Here is an 11,074-nt window from a genome sequence, read left to right as displayed (position 1 = left end):
CGAAGTATGAGTTGTACTCGGAGTAATTATTAGTTTACTTAAACACTTTTCTCTTCATAATAAAAATATCATTTTCTTTTTACAAATCTAAAGGAGTAGATTTTGAAGAAAAATCGTATCGAGAAGTTAGTGATTAACAGGTATTAATGTATTAGAAATGTTTGTTTGGAAGTTACTGGTTCTAGATACATTTTTCTCCGCTTTGCTCCAAAAAACACTCGAACTGACGGAGCGATTGATTGAATGGCAAACTTTGTACATCGTCACTTCGGGTAGATTTTGAAGAAAGCGTATCGAGAAGTTGGTGATTAACAGGTATTAATGTATAAGAAATGTTTGTTTTTAAGTTCAACAGTTCTCGATACATTTTTCTCCGCTTTGCTGCGAAAAACACTCGAACTGACGGAGCGATTGATTAAATGGCAAACTTTGCACATCGTCACTTCGGGTAGATTTTTAAAAAATTGTATCGAGAAGTTAGTGATTAATAGACCTTAATGTATAAGAAATGTTGTTTGGAAGTTCACTGGTTCTCGATACATTTTTCTTCGCTTTGCTGTGAAAAACACACGAACTGACGGAGGTGAGTAATACTGATTAGGGTTAACCATAAAAAAATCAGCCTTTATCATCAAAAGGCTGTATCATGTATCTCGACAAGTTTAAAAAATATAAAGAAAATCTATTAAGCTTCTGCTATCACGGGTTCAGTTGCCGGATCCGGCTTTTTGAACTTCTGGAAGAAATAGATATTCCACAGGATCATTTCATAGCCGTACGCGGTATCTTCGATGGGAATGGTAAGGATCCTGATCCCCAGGAATTCCGCAGGATTGTAATTCACGATCGGAGATTCCAGTCCGGTTCCGGTGAGGATGCCGTTGACCATCAAAAAGCCGGGCATCAGCATCAGGTAGATAAAGGAAGCCTTGCCGATCCATCTGGATTTTAAGACAAAATACAGCATGAACAGGGTAAATGCCGTTGTGGCCAAAGTCATGGAAGTATATATTTTTTCACGGAAATAAACAGCCCCGATTACGGAAAGGATGATTGCTGCCATGACGAAAATCTTTTCGGGCAGCGGTTTCCAGTCCAGTTTGAAAAATTTATTCAGGCAGAAGTAGGTGAAGACGCATGAAAAAGGGATACAGAAAAAGAACAGGATTTCTTCAATAGGAAGGTCTAAAATCCTTAACCCGACCAGGTAACGGTCATTAAACCACCACACTCCTATTTTGGTAAACCAGGCATCCCAGATGATGAATACCAGTGCCACGATGAAGGACGCCTTCAGGAAAGCGCCGAAATGCCTGTTGAATTTCAGCTTATGGTGAAACGAAAAAATAAAACAGATAATGATGGTAAAAAAGTTGATCAGCAGGTAGGTATAAGACAGCATGGGTTATTTTTTTTTATTAAAGTACATCTGAAAATATTTCACCGGCACCCAAAGGAATCCGAAACACTCGCCTCTTTCTTTGCCTGTATGTTTGTGGTGCTGCTTGTGCGCCCGGCGGATGGCTAAAAGGTATGGGTTCTGGGTATCCCGAAGTACTTTGATCCTTTGGTGGATGAAGATATCATGAACGAAAAAGTAGGCCATCCCATATAAGGTAATGCCCAACGCAATGTAAAACCAGTGGTTAAAACCCTGTACTGAACCGTAAGCCATAAGAAGAATGGAGGGAATGGCAAAGATGAGGAAGAAATAATCATTCTTTTCCATAGGGCCGTCTGTACTGTGGTCATGATGGTCCCTGTGAAGTGCCCAGAGAAACCCGTGCATCACATATTTATGGGTTAACCAGGTTATGCCTTCCATCACAAAAAAGGTGACTACTACAATTAGAAAATTCATATTAACTGTTTAAAATGGAAATCTTTATCTATAAAAATGAAGTTTTGTACTGTACATAACTGCTCATCATCAGGGAAATCTTGGCACCGTTCGAGATCCTGATCCTCTCACTCAGGATGGCATTTGCAGATTTTCTCTTGATCTTCCTGAACAGTGAAATGTAATACCGGTACGCTAAATACACCCCGAACCTTGCGGAAGCCGGAAGCTTTTTGATCCCGACCAGTGCTTCCCTGAATTCTTTTTCGATTTCCTTTTCAATGGATGATTTTACATCATTATCAAAGAGGGAAAAATCCAGATCCGGGAAATAACTGCGCCCTAATGTGTGGTAATCATCCTTCATGTCCCTCAGGAAGTTCACCTTCTGGAAGGCAGACCCGAGAACCATGGCATACGGTTTCAGCCTTTCAAACTGTTCTTTGTCGCCGTTAACGAAGATCTGAAGGCACATCAGCCCTACCACTTCTGCCGAACCTAAGATGTATTCTTTGTAAAGGTCTGAATTATAATCAAGCTTCTGGAGATCCATTTCCATGCTTTTCAGAAACTGGAGGATGAGTTTTTTATCAATGGCAAACCGGTGTACGGTTTCCTGGAAAGACTGCATGATGGGGTTCAGGGAAATCCGGTCTTCCAATGCCTGAAAGGTATCTTCTTTGAACTTTGCCAGCAGCCTTTCTTTATCATAATCATGAAAACTGTCTACAATCTCATCAGCAAGCCGCACATACCCGTAGATGGCATATATAGGATTCCTGATGCTGGAAGACAGGGCAAGGATTCCCAGCGAGAAACTGGTACTGTACTGTTTTGTCGTCTCTTTACTTACTTTATACGCGAGATCATCAAATAGTTTTTTCATATCAATTTATTTTGTTGGCTTCAGTTGCAGCTATTTTTCCGGAGATGATGGACGGCGGTACGCCCGGACCGGGAACGGTAAGCTGCCCCGTGTAGAAGAGGTTTTTTATCTTTTTGTTTCTTAACGACGGCTTTAAGACAGCAGTCTGCGAAAGGGTGTTGGCAAGGCCGTACGCATTTCCTTTGTAGGCATTGTAATCTTCCTGGAAGTCTTTAACACAGTAGCTTTTTTTATAATCTATTTTCAGCAGAAGGTCAGATGCACCGGTATGTTTTTCCAGCCTCAGCATCATTTCCATAAAATAACGCTCCCTGATTTCTTCGGTATCTTCAATCCCGGGTGCCACAGGCATCAGGAGAAATACATTTTCACCATGTTCCGGCGCTACGGAAGGATCTGTTTTTGAAGGGCAGCAGACATAAAACAGCGGTTTGGTCGGCCATTTTTTATCTTTATAAATTTCTTCGGTATGAAGCTCCAGATCGTTTTCAAAAAACAGGGTATGGTGCTTCAGGTTAGGAATTTTTTCCTTGATTCCCAGATAGTAGATCAGGCATGAAGGCGCAAAAACACGTTTTTCCCAGTAGTCTTCATCATAATTCCTGTATTCTTCGGGAAGAAGCTTGGATTCGGTATGGTGATAATCTGAAGAAGCGATAATCACGTCAAAATCTATTTCTTCCTGATTAACCGTCAGCGAGGAGACCTGCTTATTTTCCACATTGATTTTCTGTACATCGGCATTCAGGTAGAATTCTGTTCCGTGGTCTTCGGCAACCTCTTTCATGGCATCGATAATTTTAGAAAAGCCGCCCATCGGGTACCAGGTTCCCAGTTTATAGCCTCCGTAATTCATTAAGCTATACAGAGCCGGAATATCTTTTGGGGCCGCTCCCAGGAAAATCACGGGGAACTCCATTAAGACAATAAGTTTGGGATTGGTGAAATATTTTCTTACGAAACGTTGAAAATTGGTTAAGAGATCCAGTTTAAATGCACTTTTGGCAATCTTGGGAGACATAAACTCAAACCAGGAATAGCAGGGCTTATTGACAAAATCCTTCATCCCGACTTCATATTTATACTGCGCATCTTTCATGAACTCGTCCAGCTTTTTCCCTGCACCCGCTTCGGTTTCTTCAAAAAGAGCCTTCATCTCTTCATAATTATGCGGGATATTCATGGTGCTGTCTGAAAACACCATTTCAAACTGCGGATCCAAAGGTACAAGCGTATAAAAATCTGAAGCTGACTGTCCGAAATCATTAAAGAACCCTTCTATAATATCAGGCATCCAGTACCAGCTAGGGCCCATATCAAAGGTATAGCCGTTGTCTGTTTTAAACTGCCTGGCACGCCCGCCTACCTCGCTGTTTTTTTCGAACAGGTGAACTTCATGTCCTTCTTTTGAAGCGTAGGCAGCGGCTGACAGCCCTGAAAATCCTGATCCTATGACCGCAATTTTTTTCGCCATTTTTTAATGTATCTGTTTTTTAAATGAATGTTCCTGGTACACTGTTTTTATCAGTTCTTTATTTTCTATATTCCTGGAAAAGATCGGGCGGTGAAAATGGTCAAGCTTATTCAGGATCCGGATCAGTTCCATTTTTTCAGTGTAACTGAGGTCTCCGGTTATAATATCCGTTGCCTCCCTGATTTTTTTCATTTGCCTGTCCAACACATCCAGTCCTTTTTCTGAGATGCTTATAATCCTGTTCCTCTTGTCAATCTCAGATTCAGCCTGGGTAATCCAACCCTGTTTCAGCAGCCTGGTAATAATAAGCATACCCACGGGCTTATCATGAATATTTTTCTTAATAAGCTCCATTTTCGTCATTTCGCCGAAAGCTTTTAAGTTGATGAGATAAATAAAGTCTTCCTGAGTTGTAAATTCAGAATCTGAAATAGCAGATTTGGAATATGTTTTTGCATAACGGTTGAGATGGACGAGCAGCGTACTGATGGCACTTTCAGCACTCCTGCCGTTTTCTTTTCCTTCCCAGTACGGTTCATCTAAAATTGTACCACCTTTTCTGTTCTCAGTATCGCAGACCCACTTTTTAAAACCGCCTATATCATTAGGATAGGATTCATCTGCCGCATGATCTGTTTCAAACTGCTCAAGAAGCCCGATGATCTCTTTTATATTCTGATAGTTCATTTTATGAATTACGTTAGTATACAAATATACTTTTTATTTGTAATAAATGTATATTAATAAACTTATTTTTAAAATTTTCAGGTTTGAATAAATTAAGGCACGCATCTTGTAAGTCTTTTGGTACACCAATAAAAAAAATATTATGAACAACGAAAAAACTGTATCAGTACTAAACGATTTACTAAACATTACCAACGACAGAATTGAAGGATTTTCAAAAGTTGAAGACAAAGTTTGGGAAAACCATTCTGCATTAAAGAATGATTACGATCAGATGGTATCACAGTCACAGACCATGAGGTCTGATCTTGTAAGATTGATCAGCGAAAAAGGAGGAGAAGCAGATAATACAACCAGTACAGCAGGAGCCGTACACAGAGCATGGATCGACATTAAGAATTCTTTCACAGGAAATAATGAAGAATCTACTCTAGAAAACGTTGTGTTTGGAGAAAAGGCAGCCATCAAGGCGTATGAAGATGCTTTAGAAAGCGGGGATCTGTGTCCTGAAAGTTCTCAGGTAGTTTCGGATCATTTGCATCACCTAAGATCCTCTTATGCTAAATTCGAAAATTTAGAAAAGATCAGCTAATCCAATCATTATCCCCTAAGGATAATTTTAAAATAAGGGAGCTTTCGGGTTTCCTTATTTTTTTATGCAATACCGGAATTTAGAAACTTCGGTTCTTTTAAAATCGTTTATCATTATTCGTTTCCGAATTTCCTGACACGGATCTTCTTTTCTTTTACCCGGATGATAAACGGTTCAAGGCTGATTATTTTTCCTGCTTCTACTTTTGCTTCTGAACTTGTACGTTCCACATATGTATTGGCCGGCAGTGAGTTTTCATTAAGTTCAATTTTATAGTCTCCGGATTCCAGGAAGGAAATAAATTCACCGTTGTCATCTGTAATCACACGCTGTAGAAGCTCATCTCTTTTATAAATATTGAAAATAATACCACCTATTTTAGGATCAAAATCCAGTGCTGTTTTCGCATTGAATTCATAATCTATTTTCCCCTGAACGGTTCCGTTCTGGTGCAGAGGAATCTGCAGGGCATAATTATGCCTGTTCATATCAATTTCTGCTTCATTGTAATACCAGCCTTTCTGTATGATCTGTTTCAATGCATATTTTCCGTACGGAAGCCCTTTATAATTCAGGTTCCCTTTACTGTCCGTCCTGAATGAAATGGTATTGAGCATCACAAGGTATCCTTCTGCCGGCTGATCCCCGTTATCAAAAATGCCGTTGTTGTTGTTATCGTAATACACAAAAGCGGTAATGTTTCCTTTTTTACCCGGATCCAGGGTGTTTGATTTCAGATTAAGGGTGATGCCGGCTTCAATGGTAAGAAGGTTGTTATTCAGTTCCCTCGAAGAATAATGGAACCATGAAGTATTGAGATATACGCCATACAGTTTCCCGGAATATTTCAGATTGATAAAGCCTGACGGCGATTTTCCGTACAGGATATCATCGGTATATGTGAAACCCGAAGTAGCAGTGAGTTTCTGATCAAAAAAATTCTCATTCACAAATGCTGAAAGGGAAAGCTTTTTATACGGGTTATTTTCATTAAATATCCTGGAGAATGCATACTCAGACAGGAAATAACTTCCGTACTGATACATAAAATTGAAATTAAGCCATTTGTAACTGTAATTCCCGGTCGCTTTCATCTGGTATTTCAGCTGATCAATATCCGGATACTGAGCCAGCCCGGCTTCAATCCCAAGGACGGAAGAATGCTTGTGGTCCGGACTGGACCATGTCATGTAATCGGTAATCCTCTGTGCCTTAAGCTGCTTGGAATCCTGATTGATTCCGGTATTAAAGAAATTATTATACGTATTGGATTTTTCATTCTGATACTGAAGGCTCAGCGCAAACCCGAAGTTTCCTTTCTTTGGAAAATTAATCCCGGTGTCTACCCTGGTGGTATTTGATTCTAAATTATTATCATAAAAATAAAACTTAGGTGAAAAATCTGAAATCAGGATATTCGTATAAATGTTATAATCCTTAATGACATTGGTAGAAATATTCTGCTGGATCTGCAGCATGCCCCGCCTGTTTCCCGGATAATAGTCCGTACTGTAAAAGTAGTTCCCGTTAAGATTAAACTTATTAATAATCCCTGAATACTGCGATTCCACAGCCAATGAGGGCTTGGTGACATTGATGTTTTCATACACACTGAGTCCGCTGTATACTTTAGCCATCATATTCCAGTCTTTATTAAAGGAATACTGCATATCGGTCCCTAAAAGATTATGCCTTGCATTCTCGTACGGGTCATTCCTGAAAACGTAGGTTGCCGACATATTCCGCGCTGCGTTCTGCATGCCCATACTTCCCCTGGCGAAAAAACCGTAACCGTATTTTAAAAAAGAATTTCTTTCCACAAGGCTGAAGGTCTGGTCTACGAACCCTACTTCAAGCTTTTTATCTTTATCAGAAGAGGTTACGGCATATTCTGCACCCCTGCCGAACATGGACATTTCCATTATCTTGCTGATATTTCCCAGCGTATACTCGCTGTTCTTGCGGCGATAGGTAATGTAGGTATTGGTAACCACGGGCTCACTCTGGTTGTTCATAGTATAGATATTCCCCCTGAGAAATACATATCCCGAAGGAAGATTGAATCCCCCGGAACCGATGAGCTGGTACATATTCAGGTTGTTTCCTACCCTTCTGTACCCCGCCGTAATGCTGTTCTTTTTATAACTGGAAAACGAATTGTTCTGAAGATCCTGGTAACGCTGTGTAGATGCTACGTTCTGAACAGCCACAGACGCATTTCCGAATATTTCTTTCTCCGGGTCCCTGAATCCTGCGATATCAATGGAAAACTGAGAACTTTTTGCCAGCGGGCCGGAAGGCATGAACCGGAATATGAATACGGTATCTTTTTCTACGGCAATGCTTCCTTTTTTTTCAATAAAAACATTTCCCTGCGCAATTTCCGGGATTTTAAAGACGACGGTAACGTTCTGCCGTGTGTTTCCGAGGTTGGAAACCCTTGCCCTTACCTCTACGGAATCTTTTGTATTGTTAATATAGAGTACAGGATTTTCTGCCGTAATCCGGAGTGCATTGTTTTCCGCTATATTAAATGTGATGGATTTCTCCGCTACTGTACGGTGCTGAAGATCTGTAAGGTCAAAACTGATTTTTTTCTCACCCGCCACTGCATTATTGTTCACAATAACTTTTACGGGCAGAAAAACACTTTCTCCGGCATCCAGCTCCGCATCGATCCCGCCGGCTGAAACCGCTCTGAACCCCTGCGGCGTATGAATGGCAATTTTCCCTTTAAACGGTACGCTGTCTTTATTTTTAAGGACAACAATCAGGTCGATGATATTATTTTCCGGTGTGCCGGATTCACTGCGGACCTCCATGCTTACATCAGGAATACCCTGTGCAGGAATGATGATAAAAGCGAGCGGTATCAAAAAAACAAGCGCTATCTTTCTGAGCAGGTCGTAGTGCATTATTAATTTTATTGAGGGGTTATCTCGAACTGAAGTGTTGTGGAGTAGTCTTCTGTCTTGGCATTGATGAATCGCTGGTCGTTGGGAGTGGTTGAGTAATTGATGTCATAATACACACTGGAACCCTGGGTATACCCTCCCTTGGCAACCAGCTGCGGAAAGGAAGCCAGCACAATGGGATAAACAGATGCATTGTTCCCGGAAACGGGCGCCAGCCCGAATTTTACCGCTTCTAAAGGAAGTGAATTTCCGGCAGGAGATGTAAATTTGGTCTGAAGGGATCTTATCTTGATCTGATAATTGGTATTGCTCTTTACAGTAAGCGCATTGGCATATACGGCACTTACACCGTTTGTATAATCATTTTTACTGTTGAACTCCAAGGAGCTGTTCACGGCATTTGCAGAGAACTTCAGTGACATTTCAGGGACATCAGGAGGTGTTCCTGAAAGCGTCCCGATCTGGAACTGAAACACATGATCCATCCTGCCGATCACATTATTATACCGGTCATAGGCCGTAAACTGCATAGGTGCTACAAAAGTGGTCCACGCAGGATAACTGCCGAGATAAGAACCACCGGCAAGCATCATGCTGTACCTGATCTGAAGATTGTAATAGTAGCCGATAAACAGAAAAGGAAGGTTATATAACGCAGCGTTTGACTGCGGAACCAGGAAAACTTCCTGTCCTTCCTGCATCATAACATTCAGCGGCATCCCGATCTGTGAAACGGAAGGCACCGCAAAGGGATAGGCACTTCCGGAAGTTGATACCGGACTGAAAGAAACCTTATTGGCAGGCAGCGTATAATTTCCGTCTGTGGAAGTGATGGGCTGTGTCAGCCTTACGGACAGCCTCCAGTACGGAACATTGATATATCCGTTGGCTGTAAAGTTAGCGGTATAGGCATCAGGAATGGTATTGCCTCCGTATGAAGTTACAGGCATATAACCATTGGTCCATGAATTATAGTACGCCTGTGAACAGCATTGCATCCAGATAAACAGCAATATGATGGCTGAAAGCTTCTTATTGTTATTCATAGGTAAAGTTTAATTCTCCCAGTTCAAGGTTATCACGGTCGCCGTAATCTATCATCACCGATGCTGTATATTTTCCTTTATCAAGACCGGCAGGAAGCGCAATACTTACTTCTCTTTTATTTCCCGGCATCGTATAAAAAACGATGGCTTCAAGGGAAGTCTTTTTACCATTCTGGGTATTGACAAGGTCGGTAAATATTTTACCGTCTGCCCATATTTCTCCAAGGTTGTTGAACGTAAGGTCAAGAGCCGGGTTTGATTTCGTATAGATCAGGTTGCTGATTTCCAGTTTCCTGTTTTTTGCAGATGGAAGTTTATGGAAGAGCTTGATCCCCGAACGGATGCTTACTTTAATATTGGCACCCTTGTTATCTACATCATCCACAGGATTCATCTGGCTTACATAAAGCACTGCGGTATGCGTGGAAAGCTTGTCTGCTAAAGTACCGGGAACGGTAATGGTGACATCAATATCCTTTCTTTCACCCGGAGCGAGTGTAAAATAATTATCTTCCTTTTTTACGGAGACCCAGCCCGCACATGAGTTGGCAAGCGTGTTGGCTGCAGACATCATGTTTTCTCCTTTCTCATTGTATTCCCAGTCTCCCAGGCTTACTGCCAGGTCCAGGGAATTTTTTGCACTTACATTGGTGACCGTTATTTTCTGGGTATTGCTGTTCCCGAGTCCGGATTCAAAATAAAGCCTCGGCGGAGAAACAGAAACTCCTGTCTGAGCATACAGGTTTAAACCTAAAGAACCTACAAGATACAGAAAGATAAAATACAGTTTTTTCATTACGGAGATTTAATATTAAAAATACACAAAAAGTGCTACAAACAACCTTGCAACACCCTTTAATTTTCAATATTCCAGAATAGCTTCTATATTATTGGGAAATAATGGTATAGGTAAGTTCTGTAGTATATATGGTTGGCGTCTGCCCTGCAATGTAGTTATCAAGGTAAGCGTTTGCACCTGCACCTTTGTATTCAATGCTTATTTTTTTATCCACTCCTCCTACAGTTGAAGTAACAAGGGTAGTTTCATTTGCTGATAATTGTACGTTCTGCGCATACTGAGCTCCTGTAACAGGTTCTGATCCTGCACTTGCCTTAACCTGGATGGTGTTGGCCTGAATTGTTTTGGCTCCGTTCAGTAAAGCGGCATTGGCACTTTTCACTTTCACCTGGAATCCTCCTGTACTGTAAACATTCAAATGGTCAGCATTTACAGAAGATACACCGTTAGCATAGTCGTCTTTTGTTACGTAGTCTAAGTTAACTATTTTTTGTGCAGTGTTCACTACAAGAGTCTGGATCGGCTTTAATCTTACATTTAAAGTTACGGTCTGCTGAGCGTTTATTGTTACAAATCCTATTAGAGAAAAAGCGGCAAATATGAATTTTTTCATGAGATAATGATGTTTTACTTATTATATATTATTCTTCTAAATTTTCTGGTGCAAAGGTAAATACACCTGAAGACATCTCTTTTGTAAAAAAATGCTCAAAATTTGCAAATATGGTTTTAGAAAAATAATGAGAAATCTACCTGTGATTACAAAATAAATGTAAAAAGTAGACTTATATAATTAATAAAAACTATCAATATTACAATGAAATAAACCCATTGT

Annotated in this window: 10 protein-coding genes; 1 reads left to right on the top strand and 9 read right to left on the bottom strand. The window is 40.6% G+C overall.

Annotation, left to right across the window (positions count from 1 at the left end):
- Positions 1–685 precede the first annotated feature (685 nt).
- The 5 genes from ASE55_RS19460 to ASE55_RS19440 are packed head-to-tail and all read right to left on the bottom strand — an operon-like array spanning position 686 to position 4,887.
- Positions 686–1,402: a lycopene cyclase domain-containing protein gene (locus tag ASE55_RS19460; RefSeq protein ID WP_056223575.1), complete on the bottom strand. Its 717-nt coding sequence runs from the start codon at positions 1,400–1,402 to the stop codon at positions 686–688.
- A gap of 3 nt (positions 1,403–1,405) precedes the next feature.
- Entirely contained in the window at positions 1,406–1,861 is a 456-nt protein-coding gene (locus ASE55_RS19455; protein WP_056223573.1) for a sterol desaturase family protein, read from the bottom strand.
- Positions 1,862–1,889: 28 nt separating this feature from the next.
- Positions 1,890–2,726: a phytoene/squalene synthase family protein gene (locus ASE55_RS19450; RefSeq protein ID WP_056223571.1), complete on the bottom strand. Its 837-nt coding sequence runs from the start codon at positions 2,724–2,726 to the stop codon at positions 1,890–1,892.
- 1 nt (position 2,727) lies between these two features.
- A complete protein-coding gene (locus ASE55_RS19445; RefSeq protein WP_056223568.1) occupies positions 2,728–4,200 on the bottom strand; it encodes a phytoene desaturase family protein in 1,473 nt (490 codons plus the stop codon).
- A 3-nt stretch (positions 4,201–4,203) separates the two neighbouring features.
- Positions 4,204–4,887 carry a MarR family winged helix-turn-helix transcriptional regulator gene (locus ASE55_RS19440; protein WP_056223567.1) on the bottom strand — a complete coding sequence of 228 codons (684 nt, stop codon included), beginning with the start codon at positions 4,885–4,887 and terminating at the stop codon, positions 4,204–4,206.
- Between the two features lie 142 nt (positions 4,888–5,029).
- Here ASE55_RS19440 and ASE55_RS19435 point away from each other — a divergent pair, with 142 nt between their 5' ends.
- Entirely contained in the window at positions 5,030–5,479 is a 450-nt protein-coding gene (locus tag ASE55_RS19435; RefSeq protein ID WP_056223565.1) for a ferritin-like domain-containing protein, read from the top strand.
- 113 nt (positions 5,480–5,592) lie between these two features.
- Here ASE55_RS19435 and ASE55_RS19430 read toward each other — a convergent pair whose 3' ends face one another.
- The 4 genes from ASE55_RS19430 to ASE55_RS19415 all read right to left on the bottom strand — a co-directional run bounded on the left by ASE55_RS19430 (position 5,593) and on the right by ASE55_RS19415 (position 10,852).
- Entirely contained in the window at positions 5,593–8,394 is a 2,802-nt protein-coding gene (locus ASE55_RS19430) for a hypothetical protein (protein WP_056223563.1), read from the bottom strand.
- Positions 8,395–8,402: 8 nt separating this feature from the next.
- Positions 8,403–9,440, bottom strand: coding sequence for a hypothetical protein (locus ASE55_RS19425; protein WP_056223560.1), 1,038 nt, complete (start codon positions 9,438–9,440; stop codon positions 8,403–8,405).
- Positions 9,433–10,236 (bottom strand): molecular chaperone, encoded by an 804-nt coding sequence (locus ASE55_RS19420; protein WP_056223558.1) that lies wholly within the window; start codon positions 10,234–10,236, stop codon positions 9,433–9,435. Before ASE55_RS19420 ends, ASE55_RS19425 begins: the two co-directional genes overlap by 8 nt.
- Before the next feature lie 91 nt (positions 10,237–10,327).
- Positions 10,328–10,852 (bottom strand): hypothetical protein, encoded by a 525-nt coding sequence (locus tag ASE55_RS19415; RefSeq protein WP_056223556.1) that lies wholly within the window; start codon positions 10,850–10,852, stop codon positions 10,328–10,330.
- Positions 10,853–11,074 lie beyond the last annotated feature (222 nt).

Origin of the sequence: Chryseobacterium sp. Leaf201 (assembly GCF_001421435.1) — a bacterium.
GTDB lineage: Bacteria > Bacteroidota > Bacteroidia > Flavobacteriales > Weeksellaceae > Chryseobacterium.
This window is presented reverse-complemented; position numbering and strand designations above follow the sequence as displayed.

What these genes read in the sequence shown, in the direction of transcription:
- ASE55_RS19455 (WP_056223573.1), bottom strand. Translation starts at nt 1,861, where the DNA reads ATGAATTTTCTAATTGTAGTAGTCACCTTTTTTGTGATGGAAGGCATA.
- ASE55_RS19430 (WP_056223563.1), bottom strand. Translation starts at nt 8,394, where the DNA reads ATGCACTACGACCTGCTCAGAAAGATAGCGCTTGTTTTTTTGATACCG.
- ASE55_RS19415 (WP_056223556.1), bottom strand. Translation starts at nt 10,852, where the DNA reads ATGAAAAAATTCATATTTGCCGCTTTTTCTCTAATAGGATTTGTAACA.
- ASE55_RS19435 (WP_056223565.1), top strand. Translation starts at nt 5,030, where the DNA reads ATGAACAACGAAAAAACTGTATCAGTACTAAACGATTTACTAAACATT.
- ASE55_RS19440 (WP_056223567.1), bottom strand. Translation starts at nt 4,887, where the DNA reads ATGAACTATCAGAATATAAAAGAGATCATCGGGCTTCTTGAGCAGTTT.
- ASE55_RS19445 (WP_056223568.1), bottom strand. Translation starts at nt 4,200, where the DNA reads ATGGCGAAAAAAATTGCGGTCATAGGATCAGGATTTTCAGGGCTGTCA.
- ASE55_RS19420 (WP_056223558.1), bottom strand. Translation starts at nt 10,236, where the DNA reads ATGAAAAAACTGTATTTTATCTTTCTGTATCTTGTAGGTTCTTTAGGT.
- ASE55_RS19450 (WP_056223571.1), bottom strand. Translation starts at nt 2,726, where the DNA reads ATGAAAAAACTATTTGATGATCTCGCGTATAAAGTAAGTAAAGAGACG.
- ASE55_RS19425 (WP_056223560.1), bottom strand. Translation starts at nt 9,440, where the DNA reads ATGAATAACAATAAGAAGCTTTCAGCCATCATATTGCTGTTTATCTGG.
- ASE55_RS19460 (WP_056223575.1), bottom strand. Translation starts at nt 1,402, where the DNA reads ATGCTGTCTTATACCTACCTGCTGATCAACTTTTTTACCATCATTATC.